This window comes from Streptomyces sp. NPDC037290 (assembly GCF_055603245.1).
The window spans coordinates 129,536-144,206 of sequence record NZ_JBVJVZ010000010.1; the positions used below are offsets into that span (position 1 = coordinate 129,536).

The 14,671-nt window shown below is 68.0% G+C and carries 26 protein-coding genes; 23 read left to right on the forward strand and 3 right to left on the reverse strand.

What is annotated here, in order from left to right; all coding sequences use genetic code 11:
* Nucleotides 1–121: 121 nt before the first annotated feature.
* Nucleotides 122–1,384, reverse strand: a complete 1,263-nt coding sequence (locus ACZ7HQ_RS30095; RefSeq protein ID WP_470996453.1) for a tyrosine-type recombinase/integrase — start codon at nucleotides 1,382–1,384, stop codon at nucleotides 122–124.
* A gap of 430 nt (nucleotides 1,385–1,814) precedes the next feature.
* Nucleotides 1,815–2,234: a helix-turn-helix domain-containing protein gene (locus ACZ7HQ_RS30100; protein ID WP_470996456.1), complete on the reverse strand. Its 420-nt coding sequence runs from the start codon at nucleotides 2,232–2,234 to the stop codon at nucleotides 1,815–1,817.
* A 174-nt stretch (nucleotides 2,235–2,408) separates the two neighbouring features.
* Here ACZ7HQ_RS30100 and ACZ7HQ_RS30105 point away from each other — a divergent pair, with 174 nt between their 5' ends.
* The 19 genes from ACZ7HQ_RS30105 to ACZ7HQ_RS30195 all read left to right on the forward strand — a co-directional run bounded on the left by ACZ7HQ_RS30105 (nucleotide 2,409) and on the right by ACZ7HQ_RS30195 (nucleotide 11,269).
* Nucleotides 2,409–2,663 (forward strand): helix-turn-helix domain-containing protein, encoded by a 255-nt coding sequence (locus ACZ7HQ_RS30105; RefSeq protein ID WP_470996459.1) that lies wholly within the window; start codon nucleotides 2,409–2,411, stop codon nucleotides 2,661–2,663.
* Between the two features lie 4 nt (nucleotides 2,664–2,667).
* Nucleotides 2,668–2,967 carry a DNA-binding protein gene (locus ACZ7HQ_RS30110; protein WP_470996462.1) on the forward strand — a complete coding sequence of 100 codons (300 nt, stop codon included), beginning with the start codon at nucleotides 2,668–2,670 and terminating at the stop codon, nucleotides 2,965–2,967.
* A gap of 79 nt (nucleotides 2,968–3,046) precedes the next feature.
* Nucleotides 3,047–3,451 carry a hypothetical protein gene (locus tag ACZ7HQ_RS30115; protein ID WP_470996464.1) on the forward strand — a complete coding sequence of 135 codons (405 nt, stop codon included), beginning with the start codon at nucleotides 3,047–3,049 and terminating at the stop codon, nucleotides 3,449–3,451.
* Complete coding sequence (locus ACZ7HQ_RS30120; protein WP_470996466.1) at nucleotides 3,448–3,945, forward strand: hypothetical protein; 498 nt, start codon at nucleotides 3,448–3,450, stop codon at nucleotides 3,943–3,945. The genes ACZ7HQ_RS30115 and ACZ7HQ_RS30120 overlap by 4 nt, the downstream gene beginning before the upstream one ends.
* Before the next feature lie 187 nt (nucleotides 3,946–4,132).
* Entirely contained in the window at nucleotides 4,133–4,507 is a 375-nt protein-coding gene (locus ACZ7HQ_RS30125; RefSeq protein ID WP_470996469.1) for a hypothetical protein, read from the forward strand.
* Complete coding sequence (locus tag ACZ7HQ_RS30130; protein ID WP_470996471.1) at nucleotides 4,504–4,692, forward strand: hypothetical protein; 189 nt, start codon at nucleotides 4,504–4,506, stop codon at nucleotides 4,690–4,692. The genes ACZ7HQ_RS30125 and ACZ7HQ_RS30130 overlap by 4 nt, the downstream gene beginning before the upstream one ends.
* Entirely contained in the window at nucleotides 4,689–5,537 is an 849-nt protein-coding gene (locus ACZ7HQ_RS30135; protein WP_470996473.1) for a hypothetical protein, read from the forward strand. Before ACZ7HQ_RS30130 ends, ACZ7HQ_RS30135 begins: the two co-directional genes overlap by 4 nt.
* The gene (locus ACZ7HQ_RS30140) at nucleotides 5,537–6,526 is read left to right on the forward strand and encodes a recombination directionality factor (RefSeq protein ID WP_470996476.1); all 990 of its coding nucleotides are present in this window, start codon (nucleotides 5,537–5,539) and stop codon (nucleotides 6,524–6,526) included. The genes ACZ7HQ_RS30135 and ACZ7HQ_RS30140 overlap by 1 nt, the downstream gene beginning before the upstream one ends.
* A 61-nt stretch (nucleotides 6,527–6,587) precedes the next feature.
* On the forward strand, nucleotides 6,588–7,340 hold the full coding sequence (locus tag ACZ7HQ_RS30145) for an exonuclease domain-containing protein (protein ID WP_470996479.1): 753 nt from the start codon (nucleotides 6,588–6,590) through the stop codon (nucleotides 7,338–7,340).
* Entirely contained in the window at nucleotides 7,340–7,672 is a 333-nt protein-coding gene (locus ACZ7HQ_RS30150; protein WP_470996482.1) for a hypothetical protein, read from the forward strand. The genes ACZ7HQ_RS30145 and ACZ7HQ_RS30150 overlap by 1 nt, the downstream gene beginning before the upstream one ends.
* Nucleotides 7,669–7,851 (forward strand): hypothetical protein, encoded by a 183-nt coding sequence (locus ACZ7HQ_RS30155; RefSeq protein WP_470996484.1) that lies wholly within the window; start codon nucleotides 7,669–7,671, stop codon nucleotides 7,849–7,851. Before ACZ7HQ_RS30150 ends, ACZ7HQ_RS30155 begins: the two co-directional genes overlap by 4 nt.
* Complete coding sequence (locus tag ACZ7HQ_RS30160) at nucleotides 7,848–8,135, forward strand: hypothetical protein (RefSeq protein ID WP_470996487.1); 288 nt, start codon at nucleotides 7,848–7,850, stop codon at nucleotides 8,133–8,135. Before ACZ7HQ_RS30155 ends, ACZ7HQ_RS30160 begins: the two co-directional genes overlap by 4 nt.
* A complete protein-coding gene (locus ACZ7HQ_RS30165; protein WP_470996489.1) occupies nucleotides 8,132–8,392 on the forward strand; it encodes a hypothetical protein in 261 nt (86 codons plus the stop codon). The genes ACZ7HQ_RS30160 and ACZ7HQ_RS30165 overlap by 4 nt, the downstream gene beginning before the upstream one ends.
* Nucleotides 8,389–8,763, forward strand: a complete 375-nt coding sequence (locus tag ACZ7HQ_RS30170) for a restriction endonuclease (RefSeq protein ID WP_470996491.1) — start codon at nucleotides 8,389–8,391, stop codon at nucleotides 8,761–8,763. The genes ACZ7HQ_RS30165 and ACZ7HQ_RS30170 overlap by 4 nt, the downstream gene beginning before the upstream one ends.
* Nucleotides 8,760–9,191, forward strand: a complete 432-nt coding sequence (locus tag ACZ7HQ_RS30175) for a hypothetical protein (protein WP_470996493.1) — start codon at nucleotides 8,760–8,762, stop codon at nucleotides 9,189–9,191. The genes ACZ7HQ_RS30170 and ACZ7HQ_RS30175 overlap by 4 nt, the downstream gene beginning before the upstream one ends.
* Before the next feature lie 3 nt (nucleotides 9,192–9,194).
* Nucleotides 9,195–9,845, forward strand: coding sequence for a WhiB family transcriptional regulator (locus tag ACZ7HQ_RS30180; RefSeq protein WP_470996496.1), 651 nt, complete (start codon nucleotides 9,195–9,197; stop codon nucleotides 9,843–9,845).
* A 180-nt stretch (nucleotides 9,846–10,025) separates the two neighbouring features.
* Nucleotides 10,026–10,352: a hypothetical protein gene (locus tag ACZ7HQ_RS30185; protein WP_470996499.1), complete on the forward strand. Its 327-nt coding sequence runs from the start codon at nucleotides 10,026–10,028 to the stop codon at nucleotides 10,350–10,352.
* Nucleotides 10,353–10,376: 24 nt separating this feature from the next.
* Nucleotides 10,377–10,763, forward strand: coding sequence for a DUF6915 family protein (locus tag ACZ7HQ_RS30190; protein ID WP_470996501.1), 387 nt, complete (start codon nucleotides 10,377–10,379; stop codon nucleotides 10,761–10,763).
* Nucleotides 10,760–11,269: a hypothetical protein gene (locus ACZ7HQ_RS30195; protein ID WP_470996504.1), complete on the forward strand. Its 510-nt coding sequence runs from the start codon at nucleotides 10,760–10,762 to the stop codon at nucleotides 11,267–11,269. Before ACZ7HQ_RS30190 ends, ACZ7HQ_RS30195 begins: the two co-directional genes overlap by 4 nt.
* Nucleotides 11,270–11,339: 70 nt before the next feature.
* On the opposite strand, the gene ACZ7HQ_RS30200 is transcribed toward ACZ7HQ_RS30195, so the two are convergent.
* On the reverse strand, nucleotides 11,340–11,639 hold the full coding sequence (locus ACZ7HQ_RS30200) for a type II toxin-antitoxin system prevent-host-death family antitoxin (protein ID WP_470996507.1): 300 nt from the start codon (nucleotides 11,637–11,639) through the stop codon (nucleotides 11,340–11,342).
* A gap of 126 nt (nucleotides 11,640–11,765) precedes the next feature.
* Here ACZ7HQ_RS30200 and ACZ7HQ_RS30205 point away from each other — a divergent pair, with 126 nt between their 5' ends.
* The 4 genes from ACZ7HQ_RS30205 to ACZ7HQ_RS30220 all read left to right on the forward strand — a co-directional run bounded on the left by ACZ7HQ_RS30205 (nucleotide 11,766) and on the right by ACZ7HQ_RS30220 (nucleotide 14,633).
* Nucleotides 11,766–12,728, forward strand: a complete 963-nt coding sequence (locus tag ACZ7HQ_RS30205) for a hypothetical protein (RefSeq protein WP_470996510.1) — start codon at nucleotides 11,766–11,768, stop codon at nucleotides 12,726–12,728.
* 21 nt (nucleotides 12,729–12,749) lie between these two features.
* A complete protein-coding gene (gene dnaB / locus ACZ7HQ_RS30210) occupies nucleotides 12,750–14,084 on the forward strand; it encodes a replicative DNA helicase (protein WP_470996513.1) in 1,335 nt (444 codons plus the stop codon).
* Nucleotides 14,081–14,293, forward strand: a complete 213-nt coding sequence (locus ACZ7HQ_RS30215) for a hypothetical protein (protein WP_470996514.1) — start codon at nucleotides 14,081–14,083, stop codon at nucleotides 14,291–14,293. The genes dnaB and ACZ7HQ_RS30215 overlap by 4 nt, the downstream gene beginning before the upstream one ends.
* Nucleotides 14,294–14,444: 151 nt before the next feature.
* On the forward strand, nucleotides 14,445–14,633 hold the full coding sequence (locus ACZ7HQ_RS30220; protein WP_470996517.1) for a hypothetical protein: 189 nt from the start codon (nucleotides 14,445–14,447) through the stop codon (nucleotides 14,631–14,633).
* The last annotated feature ends 38 nt before the right edge of the window (nucleotides 14,634–14,671 follow it).

Sequence of the window (14,671 nt, forward strand, 5' to 3'; positions counted from 1 at the left end):
ATGCAGTGGATGCCGCCAGACAGCTCCCGCGCATCCCACTGACCAGCAGGTACGCTGATTCTCCCACGCAGAATGGGAGAGGAATGGGAGTTAGCCTCCGCAGCGCACCCAGACTCCGCGTTCACCGGCCACCCTCCTCCTTCTCCCACCGCTCCTGCAACACCCGCACGATCTTCCGCTCCATCTTCGGCGTCACCTTCCGGTACACCCCGCGGACACCCTGAATCACGTGCCCAAGCCGCTCCTCAATCGCGATGTCCGGCACCCCGTCCTCCTCCAGATGCGGGCCGTGAGCGTGCCTGATCAGATGGATACGCTTCCCCTTGAAGGACGGCACGGCCGGCAGCTTTGGCCGCGCGTACCGGCCCGTGCGCTCGTCGTGCCCGTCCCGCACCGGCTTCCAGTAGTAGGCGTGGAAGTCGGTCGTCAGCAGGTTCTGCCCGTTCATCGCCGGGAACGCCCACTCCGAGTCATGAGAGGCCAGCAATTCCTCATGCAGTGCTGCGAGAAACGGCGGGATTACCAAGCTTCTCACGCTGCCATACTTCGGCAGGGCAAGTGTCGGCACACCTTTCTCATCCGGGTTGTCGGGGTCCTTCACGTACTTGTACTGCCACGCCACCCGCATCACCGGAATAGGCTTGTTCCCGCAGTACCGCTCCAACGAGTACTCGCGGAGCTTCTTGTCTTCCTCGGACTCCGGCCAGTTACCGGCCATGCACTCCCGGCGCAACCCGAACATCTCGCCCAGCCGCATTCCGGTGTAGGCCTTCGTCATCTGGAACACGTACCCGGTGAACCCCCACACCTGGCGGGCGTTCTCAGCGAGCTGGTGCAGGTCTTCGGTGGGTACCTCGACCTTCTCCTCGCGGGTGGGCCGCACGTAGCGGCCCCGCCGGCGGTTCTCCTTCGGCACAGGCGAGGCGTGGATGAGCGGCGGCCGGTGGTTCACAGCGTCGTCCATCAGCATGTTGAAGAGGATGCGTAGGTCACGGACATAGTTCTCGGAGTAGTTCCGCTTCAGGCGTTGCATCCATGCCTGATAGGCGAGTGTGGAGATCTCGTTGACGTATGTTTCTCCCCACTGCGGCAGCAGTTGGGCGCGCAGTCTCTTGCGGTAGATCTGGATCGAAGTGGGGTCGAGGTCTTGGGCTTTGAGCCAGAGCGCGGCCCATTCCTTAAAGAGGACGCGTCCGTCGGAGCGGGCAACGTAGCGGCCGTTGCGGGCGTCTGACTCGCGATCGAGTCCGTATTCGTAGGCCTCGTCTTCGGTCCAGTCGCTGCGGGACTTTCCGTCGAAGATCTTCCGGCCGGTCTTCGGGTCAGTCCGGTAGGTGTCCCAGCGGACACGGATGCTGTTGCCTCGCCGTTCAACCCACGGCATGGTGCTCCCCTTGATGAGTCTGGGAAGCGTTGGCGGGCACCCCTGCCGCCGCCGCCCCCTCGTTGGAACTGTGCTGCCTACGATGCCCGTCCTATCGGACAGCCGCCGCAGGTTTTGCAGTCCCGGCCCTGTGCCTTCATGTACCGCCTCACGCGCCCCTGAATGACGCGGTCTTCGACGGCCCTGGAGGACAGAACACACATCTCCTCGCCTGCTACTTGGGTCGCGTAGCCGAAGCTCTTCGGTCCAAGATCGAGATAGATGACATTACTCACCGGTCCCCCTTTGTCGCCTGTGGGAACCTCCCCGGGTTGACCGCAAGCGTGACACGCCGAAAGCGTGAGTGGGAGGGGGTTGTTGAGGTTTCATTAGACCCGGAGGGGTAACGATCCGGCAACGACGAAAAGGTTGTGCAGGTGATCTCCCCAGTTCAGGAGCCATCCATCACGGCGCCCACCCTTCGCAAGATCTCCACAAGCTCGTCACTGAAAGCATCCAGCTGCCCGATCGGGGCATCCGGGAGCTTCGCCCGCGCCGCATCCCACACAGCCTGGCGCGCCTCCGCGCTGCTGAGCTTCTTCGACCCTTCTTCCAATGGGAGCGCGACGGGCTCGCCGACGAGCGCCGGTTCTCCGCCTTCGGCGATGGCGACACAGCTGCCGGTGGCCCACCCTAGCGCCTTGTCGATCTTTACATAGGTCGACTCCCGAACTTCGTCGCCCTCTTCGACGCGGTGCCAGGTGTCCTTGGAGATCCCTGCCGCCCGAGCTGCTGCGAGGCGCGAGGGGTACAGCTCTAGCCGGTGCGCCTTCACGCGTTTCGCGAGGCGGTCGAGATCACGAGTAGCCATGTCGACATCGTGCCAGTGCCGCCCAGTTCCATCTAGTTCCAACTGGGTAAACGGCCGGTTCTCACCGAGCTGAAGCTAATTACGGCTAAGTGTCTACTGCCGAGTAGGCGAACTCGGCCACTTTGAAGCTAACTAGGGCTTGCATGGAAGGCTAACTAGAGCTAGTTTCTAAGCATGCACCAACCGACGACCTTCGAGGTCGACGGGGACGCGATCCGCGAGGAGCGCATGCAAGCGGGGATGAGCCGCGCCGACCTAGCCGCCCTGGTCAAGGTCACCGAGCGCCACATCGGCCACCTGGAAACCGGCACCCGCAGACGCATGAGGCCCAAGTCGTACAAGCGCCTCCGCACCGCCCTCAAAGCCAGCGACGAGCGCCTGAGGCCCAAGCCCCCTCGCCCCACCGAGGACCCACCAGGAAGGACATGACCCCATGGCCACCAAGGCCTACGAGCTCTACGGCGTCCCGATCCCCCCCAAGGACCCCGAGCAGGAGTACATGACCGTCCAGGAGACGGCCCACGTCCTCAACTGCTCCGTGTCCTGGCTCCGCCGCTTCCTCAAGGCGAACCGCCACCTCCACGGATACAGCGGACGCCGCATCATCACCAACCGCGAAGACCGCGCCGCCATCTACGAGGCGCTCCGCGCCGGCGACCCGCGAAGGGGCCGCACGATCCCGCGCCAGCGCCGCCGCCCGGCCGCCCGCCCGCGAGCCACCGCCACGGCCTGAACGAAATTCGGGGCCGCCCCGGATGAGCCCCGGAGACGACCCCAGACCCACTGAGCACCAAAGCAAGGAGTGGATCACCATGAGTATCACCCCAACCGACCTCCCCGGCCAAAGCGTCCACGTGATGACGCTGGCCGTGGCGCCACTGCCAGACGCGGAGATGGCCCGTGCACTGACGCAGCAGCAAAACGCCCGCGCAGTGGAGTGCCTCCTCAACAGCACGAGCCTGCCGGCGCCGGTGCTGGTGCCGCGTCCGGAATCGGTGCACGTGATGGTCGCCGATGTCGACGATCTTGGGGAGTGGCTGACGGAGCTGGGTGGCGAGATCCACGTGTCCCCGGGGTTCGAGGGTGTGGAGCTGTGGACGCTGCACACGCAGACGGAGCCGCGTGAGGACGGGGCGACGACGACGGTTCTGGTGTCGGTGCCGGTGCCTGCAGGTGAGCTGGTCATGGACTGGATCCGCCGGGCGGTGAAGCGGTGAACACCAGGCGGATCAACGCGGCGGCGGACGTGATCTGCCGCGCGATGGAGAACGGCCGGCGCGTACCGGCGGCCATGGCTCTCGCGTTGGAGTCGGCGCAGATGCTGATGTCGCCGGAAGTGGCGGCGGAGTTGGAGCGGCTGCGGGAGCAGGTTGCTGAGTTGGAGTCGCAGTTGACGGCGTTGACTGCACAGAACGAGGCGCTGCGGGATCGCTATGGGTTGTCCCCTGAGAGCACGCTTCCGGCATGGCTGTACCGGCGGTTCGTGCCGGTGGCTGGCCCGAAAGCGTGGGAAGCGCTGACTGACAGTGGCCGCGCGTACTGGGAGCACCAGGCACGTGCTGTCAGGCGAGCGGTGACCCTGGACGGGTTCAAGACGCCGGCCCGGTCGGTGGAGGCGTCGACGCAGGCTCTGGAGGGCGAGCACTACGCGGCGGTGCATCACTCGTACCGGATCCCGCACGACCTGCCGCCGCTGGGTGGCACCCCGTGATGTGGCTGGTCTGGGTGTCGTTCGGGTTCCTGGCGCTGTGGCTGGTGCAGCTGGCGGCTGAGCGTCTCCCGTCGCCGCCCCGGCGCCGTCCCGCGCCGACGCCGCGTGTCCCGCATTGGGCGCGTACCGGCCACCTCCCCCCTTCGTCTTCTGCGGCTGCTGGCCGCCACCGCCGAGGAGTCCCCTCATGAACCACTCCAAGAAGCCGGGCATGTCGTTCAGTCTCGGCGCCAATCACCTGCACGGCGTCGCCCGGTTCGACCAGATCCGTAACGACACCCTGATCCAGCTCGTGCAGTCGTGGGCTGAGCCGAAAGCCCGTGACGAGATCCTCGATGCTCTGGACGAACTGGCTGCTGTGGTCTGCGGGCCGCGCGGCGAGGGCGAGCTGGACGCCGCGATCGAGCAGGTCGAGGACGCCGCCGGGATGGACACCGCCCAGGTACAGGTGTCGATGTCGGACACGCGCCGGCTGCTGGATGAGCTGACCGAGGTGTCGCGTCGGCTGAGCCGCTTCACGGTGAAGCGGCTGCCCTCCCAGCGCGAAGCGGGTGCGGCATGAGCGCCCTCATGGAGCAGGTGGCGGCACTCGTTGCCCGGCAGCGCGCCCAGATGACGGACGCCGACCGGCAGGCCCTCGCCGCCGCATACCGGCACCAGCCTGAGCCGTTCGAGTCCGAGTTCGCCCAGCTCGCCTGCGACCACCCCGAAGCCTGCACCTGCGACCCGAAGGACGGCCGCGCGTGACTCAGCCGAAGCACGCGCGGGACACCGAGCGGGGCCGCTACTACAGCGACCCCGCCGGCGGCCCCGACCTCGTCTCCGTCACCAACGTCATCGACACCGCCGTCAACAAGTCCATGGCCCTCGTCCCGTGGGGCGTGAAGGTCACTCTGGAATACACGCTTGACCGGTGGCCGCTCCTCACCGACCGGGTGGCCGACGACCGAACCGAACTGTCAAAGGAACTCAAGGCTGTCCACCGGGACGTCCGCGAGCAGGCCGCCGACCTTGGCGACCGCGTCCACAAGGCCGCAGAACACCGGCTCCTCGGCGCGCCGATCGAGGACGACCCCGTCGTTGCCCCGTACCTAGCCCAGTTCGACGCATGGCTCGCCTCGTGGAACGTCGACCCGAACGAGCACATCGAGGCCACAGAGATCACGGTTCTCCACCGGCGCCTCGGCTACGCCGGCACCGCGGACCTCATGATCTGGCTGCCCACCGGACCCGGCCACCAGGTGGAGCTGTGGCTCATCGACTACAAGTCGTCCGCCACCCGCCCCGCGAAATCGGTCTATCCGGAGAACACCCTGCAGCTCGCCGCGCTCCGCTACGCGGAGACGGTCCTCCTCCCCGACGACACCGAGCAGTCGATGCCCCGCATCGAGCGGACCGGTGTTCTCAACCTCCGCGCCAACAGCCACGCGCTGGTCCCGATGCCCGCCGACCGGGTCGCCCACCGGGCGTTCCGTGGCGCGCTGGAGACCACGAAATGGCTGCACGCCGCCCCGTACACGTACCCCGCCCTGTTCGCGCCCGGCCACGAGCCGGCGCCGCGACGGCGGACCACCACCCGAAAGGCAGCCTGATGGGCTCCCGACTCCGCAATATCCAGGCCCGCGCCGCCGAGCACGGCCGGCTCCGTACCGGCTACACCCAGGGCAACCGGCCCATGCGGTCGTCTACCTGGGTCATCACCTCCCACAGCGAGGAGCACGTCCGTACCGCCGCCAAGCTGTGGGGTGGCGAGCCTGAGCAGTGGTCGCCGCTCAACAGCACGATCTCCCAGTGGCGAGTCATCACCGAGGCTTCCTCGATCGAGGCGCTCATCACCCCCGGTGACCCGCTGAACCAGTACAACGAGATGTGGTCCAAGGGCGGCTGCCAGCGTCGATGCGACGGCGAGACCGAGCTGCTGTCCCGGCAGTCGTGCTTGTGCGCTCGGCAGTTCGGTGAGGACTGGCACTTGCAGCCGAAGGGCCGCGTCTGCTCGACCACATCGCGGCTGAACGTGATGCTGCCGGACCTGTCCGGGATGGGCATGTGGCGGGCCGAGACTCACTCCTTCTACGCGGCGCAGGAGTGGGGCGGCATGGTCGACATGGTCCTCGCTGGGACCGACGGGCGTGGCTTCGTCCCGGTGACCCTGCGGATCGAGCCCAGGCAGCGCGTTGCGGACGGCCAGACGAAGAAGTTCCCCGTCGTCGTGGTCGAGCTGCGCGGTGTAACTCCGCGGCAGGCGCTGGCCGGGCCGATGAACGCGGCGACCGCCCTCGACCCGGGCGCAGCCGGGCAGGCGCGGGCCGCGATCGAGGCGCCTCGCCCGGACTACCTCGCCGACGCGGACGCCGCGCTCACGGTCGACGACGTCCAGGACGTGTACCGAACCGCGCACGCCGCGGGACACCTCACGGACGACCTGATCGCCGCCCTGAAGAAGCGCGCGGACGCCATCAAGGCCGAGGACGACAAGCGCGAGCACGGCCCGGACGAGGACGGCGCCTACGAGGCCGAGGTCGTCGACGACGCACCCACCCGGACCACCTGGCCGGCGGTCACCCAGCCGGTCGGCCGATAGCCCTCACCCCTGTGGCCGCCCGCGAGGGAAGCGCGGGCGGCCACCCGCCAAGGAGACCACGTTGAACGAGAACAACACCACCGCACCGCCCTGGTACCTGGGCAGGCTTGCCGGCTTCGACACCGAAACCACCGGCGTCAGCCCGGAACGGGACCGCATCGTGCAGGCGTGCGTCGTCCAGTGCGGCGCCAGCCAGCCGGTCGCCTCCGCCACGTGGATGGCCGACCCCGGCATCGAAATCCCCGAGGCCGCCGCAGCGGTGCACGGCATCAACACCGAACGTGCCCGGAAAGAAGGCCGCCCCGCGCCCGAGGTCGTCGAGCAGGTCGTCACCGCATTGACCGCAGTCGTCCTGTCCGGAATCCCCGTCGTCGCGATGAACGCCGCCTACGACCTGACCATGCTCGACCGCGAGGCCCGTCGCCACGGCATCACGCCGCTCGCTGAGACCGTCGGCGCGGACCTCCGCGTGGTCGACCCGTTCGTTCTGGACAAGCACGTCGACCCCTACCGGCGGGGGAAGCGGGCGCTGTCGGACCTGTGCCGCCACTACCAGGTCCCGTTGGACAGCGCGCACGACGCCGCGGCGGACGCGCTGGCCGCGTGCCGGGTGGCGTGGCGGATCGCCTCGACGAACGCCGAGATCGGCAACGCGTCGCTCGATGAGCTGCACGCCCTGCAGACGACGTGGGCGCGCGAGCAGGCCGAGTCCCTGGCCGACTACTTCCGCCGCACCCCCGGCAAGGAGGACCGCGCCAAGACCGTGCGCGGCGACTGGCCCCTCATCCCTGCTCAGCGAACGGAGGGGCAGTGATGTTCGTTGCCCGCGCACGGTTCGACCACCTTCTCCGCAAACTGCGGGACGCCGAGGAGAAGCTCGCCGAGAAGGACGCCGCGAACCTCAAGCTCGTCGCCCTGCTGCAGCACCACCGCGACGAACACCCGGACAGCCCCGTCGCCGTGCAGCCGGCCGCCGGTGACGCCCGCTTGACGCAGCTGCTCGCGCTGTCGGAGCGGGCACGGAAGCACCTCGACCAGCAGTGCCTGAGCCTGCACTGGGCGAACCTGCAGCAGGAGCACGAACTGTGCCAGCTCCGTGAACAGCTCGCCGAGGTGCAGGCCGCCGCCGAGGGGGTGACGGCGTGAAGCTCGCCTCCCGCTACTTCGGCCGCGCGACCGGCCGCCACCGCGCTGACCGTCTCCCCGGCCAGCTCTTCCACACGCGCCTCGTGCACTGCGACCAGTGCAACGGCTTGGCCGCGGCCACCGTCCATGGTGCTCTGCTCCGCTGCACCGAAGGCCACCAGATCGGAGGCGACCAGTGATCGCCCGCGCCGTCCTCGAACAGCGGCTGATCGGCGGTGTCGCCGCGATCCTCCTGCTGTTCGCCGTCGTCCTCGCCGTGCTGGCGATCGTCGGCCTGTCGGCGGCCGTGGCCCGCGTGGTTCGCCGTCACCGTGCTGGCGACTACGACGGCCCGGACTCGCTGCTCCTCCTCGAAGACCTCGACGCGCACCTGGACATCCACGCCACCGCCGACAAGGACCTGCACCGCCGGTTCGGGATCGGCGCACCGATGCCCGGCACCGAACTGCTGGAGGAACGGTGACCAACACCCGTCAGATCCACGGCCACGTGAACACCTACAAGAACGGCTGCCGCTGCAGCGCCTGCCGCGAGGCCAACCGCATTTACCAAAACGCCGCGAACGCCCGCCGCCGCCAAGACCCGACCGGCGCGGACCGGGCAGGGCACGGCAAGCGCAGCACCTACGTGAACTGGTTCTGCCGCTGCCTCCCCTGCCGCGCCGCAAGCTCCAACGCCCAGCGAGAGCAGCGCGAGCGCAGGAAGGAGAACGCGACGTGACCACGCCGTCGAAGCCGCGCTCCAACTACGCGCGCGGCCGTGACCTCGAACACCGCGTCCGCACCCACCTCCGCGAGGAGGGGTACGAGGTACTCCGGACCGCCGGATCGAAGTCGAAGGTCGACCTGGTCGCAATCAAGACCGGACAGATCCTCTTCGTCCAGTGCAAGCGGTCCGGCGCCCTCCCCCCGGCCGAGTGGAACGCCCTGTGGGACCTCGCGCAGCTGGTCGGCGCCGTCCCGGTCCTCGCCGAACAACTGCCGCGCGGCCGGCGTTACTGGCGGCTCACCGGCCGCAAGGACCAACCCGGCAAACGGCAGCCGTACACGGAGATCATCCTCGACGAACTCGCCGCGGGGGTGGCCGCGTGAGCGTCCGCGCCGACGTCGCCGAACTCCTCCAAGCCGGCTACTCCAACGCCGCGATCGCCCGCCAGCTCAACACCTGCACCAAGAAAGTCGCCGCCGCCCGCACAGAACTCGGCATGCCCAAAGCCAAGTCCGGGCCCAAGCCCGCCGCCACCGCCGAAGACCTCTTCTGGCGGCGCATCAAACCGATCAACGACGGCCACTTCGAGTGGGACGGCTACCGCACCAACGACGGCACCCCATCCCTCCGCCACGGCGGCCGGCTGCTGTCCGCAAACCGCATCGCGTTCCGCATCAAACACCAGCGGGAGCCCGAGGGCTACGCCCTGCCGGGCTGCGGCCACGAAGGCTGCGTCGCCCCCGAGCACATGGACGACCGGCTGATCCGGCAACGCAACAAAGCCACGTTCAACGCGATCTTCGGAGCCTGAACCATGACTCACCACAACGGCTCAATCCCTGAGGCCAAGCGCAAGACCAACTGGCGGGACACGGCTGTCTGCCGGGACAAGGACCCGGAGTTCTGGTTCCCGAACCCTGGCAACGCTACCGCGGTCAAGGACGCCAAGAGCAGCTGCTTCAGCTGCCCGACCATGCTGCAGTGCGCACAACACGCCCTCGTCCGGGGTGAGGGAACCGGCGTGTGGGGCGGCCTCAGCGAGGGTCAGCGGAACACGATCCGTAAGAAGTACAAGATCCACCAACTGCAGGACCCCGAGACGGTGAAGACCGCCGTATACGCGGTCCTGCAGCCCGAACTCAACCCAACCGAAACCCTCCGCGACCTGTGGGACCAGTACACCCACACCCTGTCCGATGGGCACATCGGCTGGCACGGCCCCGTTGGCTCCTTCTCCTTCCGCGGCCTCCCGGTCACCCCGAAGCAGCTCGCGTTCCAACTCGACCGCGGGCACAAGGCAGTCGGCATCATCCGCCGCGCCCCGGAATGCCCGGTCGTCGAGTGTGTCAACCCGCGGCACCTCCTCGACAACCAGGAGCGGTTCCAGCGGAAGCAGGCGACCGAGGGGGCGGCTGCGCGGGCTGCTGCTCAGGCGCAATACGCGGCGGACGACCTGGCGTCGTGACTGGCTGGCTCGACGGTCTGCAGGTGCATCGCACGGCCGGTGGTCTCGTCGTCGCGGACTTCCTGTGCGTGCGCTGCTGGCTGCACCGCCGAGCCACCGGCCACCGCTAGGTCGCCGACTTCCTCGCCTCGAACCCATCCACCAGCACCAGGACGTATGCCCTGCACGAGAGGACCACCCATGACCACCGTGCAACCCACCCTCGACGGCACCGTCCCCACCCCCAGTGGGCTCTCCTACGCGGAGTGGGTGGACCTCGTCCGGCCCGCGTTCGTGGCCGCCGCGCAGTCAGGGCGCCGGTTCACGACCTACGAGATAGCCCACGACGCGGACCTGCCCGAGCCGCCCTGCGCTCGATCCGACTGGGGGAACTTCACGCAGTCCCTGGTCCGGGACCGGCTGATCGAGCACGTCGCGTTCGAGCGGTCCAGCCGGCCCACCGGTGAGAAGTCCGCCGTCGCCGTCTGGCGCGGCACCCGCGCCGCACAAGCCGGACGCATCGCCTAACCCACCATCCCAAGGAGACCAGCAGTGAACTCTTGGCACCACGCCCAGAGCAGCGCCCGCAAGTGGGGCGGAAGCCCCGACTTGTACCTGCCCGTGCACGAGTTCATCGACAGCAGCAAGCGGATCATCGGCGACGTCCGCCACCGCTCCCTGTACCACCACACCGAAGGCGTTTGGCTCTGCCAGCGGATCTTCGGCGTCACCCTCGACATCCCCAAGCAGCGGTCCACCGTCCAGGTCCCCGTCCGGCTCATCGCCGAACAGCACGTCCTCGAAGACCTCGGCTGGCTGCCCTCCCCGGCGGACTACATCGACGGCATGCCGATCGCCCCGTGGATGTCCGGTTCCCAGCGCAAGACCGTCCCGCTCTCCCACCTGCTCCTCAACACGCCCACCGGAGGCAACAAGTGACCACCACCCGCAACTTCCTCGGCATCCCCGTCCAGGGCGACATCACCCGCGGCGAGACCCGCGTCGAGCAGAAGCCCATCGAGGACCTCCAGCCCATCCTCCAGGCCGTCCTCGACGACCCCACCATCGTCGAGTTCGGGTGGCGGCAGTACACCCCGTACTTCAACGACGGCGAGCCCTGCACCTTCAGCGTCCACGGCACGTGGGTGCGCACCACCGACGACGAGGACGCCGACCAGGACGAGCTGGAGATGTGGGGCCACCGCACCCTCGGCGAAGTGAAAGGCGGCGAGTGGGTTCCCGACCCCGAGAACCCGGGCCGTAACAAGCGGGTCGGCGCCGCATACGAAGGGCCCGACGAGGCCCGCTACCAGCGGTGCAAGGAACTGGAGAAGGCCATCGAGGGCGGCGCCTTCGAGAACGTCCTCCTGGACGCGTTCGGCGACCACGCCGAGATCACCGTCCGCCGCGACGGCATCGAAATCGAGTTCTACGACCACGACTGACCGCCAGCCGCACGCAGCGAAGCCCCGCACCAGCTCGGTGCGGGGCCCGGAAGAAGGGAGGGGAACCGTGTCAGCTCATCTCGGCCAGCTTGTTCATCATGACCTGAAGGAAGGCGGTCGGCTGGGTCTCCGCCGTGCACTCCTTCAGCGCAGCGTCGAAAGCAGCCACCCGGAGGCGATCCCCCACCGCCTGTTCATAGAACTCGGGCGGCACTACGTAGGCACTTCGCTTCCCGCGCTCCGTGAAGGCCGCGGACCGTCCGCCGTAGCGCACGTCCCGGATGAGCTGGGTCAGGTTGGCGCGCGCATCGGTCATCGAGACCTCTGCCACACCGTCCTCTGCGATGCGAATGCCCTGGTCAGCAGCCATGGCCAGAGTGTAAGTCATTTCCAATCCTTCCAAGTTGGCCAATCTTTAAAGTAGTATGGCAGCGCGAGGTCAGCGCTGCCAAGACGCGAAGCCCGCTGATTCCGCACGACCGAAAGAAGACAGCCTGTGGGTATCCGCCTGTTCGTCGAGGTGCTTGAACACGCGCCAGACGCGCTGACATGGCGTGAGCGGTACGCCCTCGCAGTCCTGGCCGAGAACGCCAACGACACGACGAGGGAGTGCTGGCCCGGGATCGAAGACGACCCGGCCATCGCCCACAGGATGCGCCTGCCCGGACGCTCCAGCCGATACGAAGTCCTCAAGGCCCTGCGCGCCAAAGGTGCCCTCGAAAGCGTCACCGCCGGCCACCGGGGACGCCGCGCGGTGTACCGCATCCCGGTCCTCGGTCCGGTCACCTTGGACCCCGGAAAGGGTCCGGGTTCTCCGGACGCTATCGACGAGGAAGGGTCCGGGTTCTCCGGACAAAGCGTCCAGGATCCCCGGACCCAACCCGGTCGAAAGGGTCCGGGAACCCCGGACCCAAACGGCAAGAAAGGGTCCGGGAACGACCCCGAAAGGGTCCGGGAACCACATGGAAAGGGTCCGGGAACCCCGGACCCCTACTCCTCAGACCCCTCAAAAGAAGAAGTAACTACCGCACCGCCGCACCCTGCTGCCCGTGCGATCACTGATGAGGAGAAGCTCGACTTCGGCCGCTTCTGGCAGCTCCACCCCAAGAGCCGCGACATGGATAAGACCCGAGCCGAATGGATCGCGGCCGTCCTGGGCGGAGCCGACCCCAAGAAGATCACCGCCGCCGCGCAGGCCTACGCCCGCGAAGCCACCGACATCGAGTTCCGCTTCGTCAAGCAATCCGCGAACTGGCTCCGCGAACGCCGCTACGAGGACAAGTACGCGCCGGCCCCCCAGCCCAAGTCCTCTACCACGCTGCCCCCCTGGTGCGGCGAATGCGCCGACGGAGCCCGAGCCGCCGAACGCGAAGGCCACCTCCGCCAGATCTACGACGACCGCGGCAACGCCCGCCCCTGCCCCAAATGCCACCCCTCGCAGACCGCCCACGCAGCCTGACCCGAAACCGGAGAACACCCAGTGGAAGACGAGACCTTCGAGCGCGTACCCCCGCAGGACACCGCGGCCGAACAGTGCGTCCTCGGCGGCATGCTCCTCTCCAAGCGCGCCATCACCGAAGTCCTCGAAGTCGTCGACGCCGAAGACTTCTACCGCCCCCAACACGAAACGATCTACCGCGCCATCGTCGACCTCTACGGCCACAACGAACCCGCCGACCAGATCACCGTCTCCAACTACCTCCGCGAACTCGGAACCCTCGACAAGATCGGCGGACTCACCTACCTCAGCCAGTGCGTCAGCGCCGTCCCCACCGCCGCCAACGCCGAGTACTACGCCGAAATCGTCCGCGACTGCGCCATCTGGCGCCGCATCACCGAAGCCGGCAACCGCATCACCCAACTCGGCTACGCCGCCGAAGGCGAAGCCCAGCACGCCCCCGACGCAGCCCACGCCGAACTCACCAACGTCACCAAGGCCCGCGAGGAAGCCGACTCCGCGCTCCTCGGCGAAGACCTCCCCGAAGTCGTCGCCGAACTGGAGAAACTCCAGAGCGAAGGCCGCGCCATCGGCATCTCCACCGGGTTCAAAGACCTGGACTACCTCACCCACGGCCTCCACCCCGGCCAGATGATCATCATTGCGGGGCGTCCCGGCCTCGGAAAGTCCACCCTCGGCGTCGACTTCCTCCGCGCCGCCTCCCTCCGCGACAAGATCCCTGCCGCGTTCTTCAGCCTGGAGATGTCCCGCCGCGAGGTGCAGCACCGCATCATCTCCGCCGAAGCCATGATCGGCCTCCACAAGATCCGCGGCGGCGCCATGACCGACCACGACTGGGCCGCCTTCGCCAACCAGATGCAGAAGCTCGCCACCGCCCCCCTCACCATCGACGCCACCCCCAACCGCACCGTCAACCAGATCAAAGCCCGCTGCCGCCAGATCAAACAGAAGACCGGCCTCGGCCTCGCCGTCATCGACTACCTGCAACTCCTCGACAGCCCCGGCAAGAAGCGACCCGAGAACCGGCAGGTCGAAGTCTCCGAAATGAGCCGCGGCATCAAGCTCATGGCCAAGGAACTCGACATCCCCGTCGTCGTCCTCTGCCAGCTCAACCGCGGACCCGAGCAGCGCACCGACAAAAAGCCCATGCTGTCCGACCTCCGCGAGTCCGGATCCCTGGAGCAGGACGCCGACGTCGTCATCCTCGTCCACCGCGAAGACGCCTACGAGAGGGAATCTCCGCGGGCCGGCGAGACCGACCTCATCGTGGCCAAGCACCGGGCCGGGCCGCTCTCCACGATCACCGTCGCATCGCAGCTGCACTACAGCCGCTTCTGCGACATGGACGAGACGTGACCCCCTTCCAGGCGGACGACCTCGCCGCCATCCGCGAAGAAGGCTCCCTCGTCGCCCTGTTCACCCAGCTCGCCGGCAAGACCCTGCCGAAGCCGGTCGAGGAGCCGGAAGACGAAACGCCCGCCTACCACATCCCCCGCAAAGGCGCGTGGCCCTGCGGCACCGCACCCAGCGGACCTACCCCACCCCCTTGCGGGAGCTGTCCATGACTGACTCATGTCCCAACTGCTGCCACCGCGGCATAGACCCCGCCACCGAAACCAGCAGCGGTCGGCAGATCACCAGCCGCTACCGCTGCCCCCGCTGCGGCCACACCTGGACCACCAACCGCCTCCGCGAAACGAGCCCCCAATGACGCCGATGGCCCGCCTCCTCGCAGAAGACGTCCCCACCCGACCCGAACCGGCACCACCCCAACCCCGCACCTACCAGCGCTACTGGACCCGCGCCGAGCAAGACGCCCACTGGCAGGCCCTCTGCGACACCGTCGGAACCCCCGGCACCCCGCGCCCCCACGAGGCCGCCACAGCCCGCCAGACAGCCGCCTGACCCGCTGCACCACCCGGCCAAAGCACCCCCACCGCCTG

Bases quoted from the DNA above. Each gene is read 5' to 3' on its own strand.
- ACZ7HQ_RS30140 (WP_470996476.1), top strand. From the start codon at position 5,537: ATGGGCTCCCGACTCCGCAATATCCAGGCCCGCGCCGCCGAGCACGGC.
- ACZ7HQ_RS30185 (WP_470996499.1), top strand. From the start codon at position 10,026: ATGACCACCGTGCAACCCACCCTCGACGGCACCGTCCCCACCCCCAGT.
- ACZ7HQ_RS30115 (WP_470996464.1), top strand. From the start codon at position 3,047: ATGAGTATCACCCCAACCGACCTCCCCGGCCAAAGCGTCCACGTGATG.
- ACZ7HQ_RS30180 (WP_470996496.1), top strand. From the start codon at position 9,195: ATGACTCACCACAACGGCTCAATCCCTGAGGCCAAGCGCAAGACCAAC.
- ACZ7HQ_RS30220 (WP_470996517.1), top strand. From the start codon at position 14,445: ATGGCCCGCCTCCTCGCAGAAGACGTCCCCACCCGACCCGAACCGGCA.
- ACZ7HQ_RS30095 (WP_470996453.1), bottom strand. From the start codon at position 1,384: ATGCCGTGGGTTGAACGGCGAGGCAACAGCATCCGTGTCCGCTGGGAC.
- ACZ7HQ_RS30130 (WP_470996471.1), top strand. From the start codon at position 4,504: ATGAGCGCCCTCATGGAGCAGGTGGCGGCACTCGTTGCCCGGCAGCGC.
- ACZ7HQ_RS30105 (WP_470996459.1), top strand. From the start codon at position 2,409: ATGCACCAACCGACGACCTTCGAGGTCGACGGGGACGCGATCCGCGAG.
- ACZ7HQ_RS30150 (WP_470996482.1), top strand. From the start codon at position 7,340: ATGTTCGTTGCCCGCGCACGGTTCGACCACCTTCTCCGCAAACTGCGG.
- ACZ7HQ_RS30125 (WP_470996469.1), top strand. From the start codon at position 4,133: ATGAACCACTCCAAGAAGCCGGGCATGTCGTTCAGTCTCGGCGCCAAT.
- ACZ7HQ_RS30110 (WP_470996462.1), top strand. From the start codon at position 2,668: ATGGCCACCAAGGCCTACGAGCTCTACGGCGTCCCGATCCCCCCCAAG.
- ACZ7HQ_RS30100 (WP_470996456.1), bottom strand. From the start codon at position 2,234: ATGGCTACTCGTGATCTCGACCGCCTCGCGAAACGCGTGAAGGCGCAC.
- ACZ7HQ_RS30200 (WP_470996507.1), bottom strand. From the start codon at position 11,639: ATGGCTGCTGACCAGGGCATTCGCATCGCAGAGGACGGTGTGGCAGAG.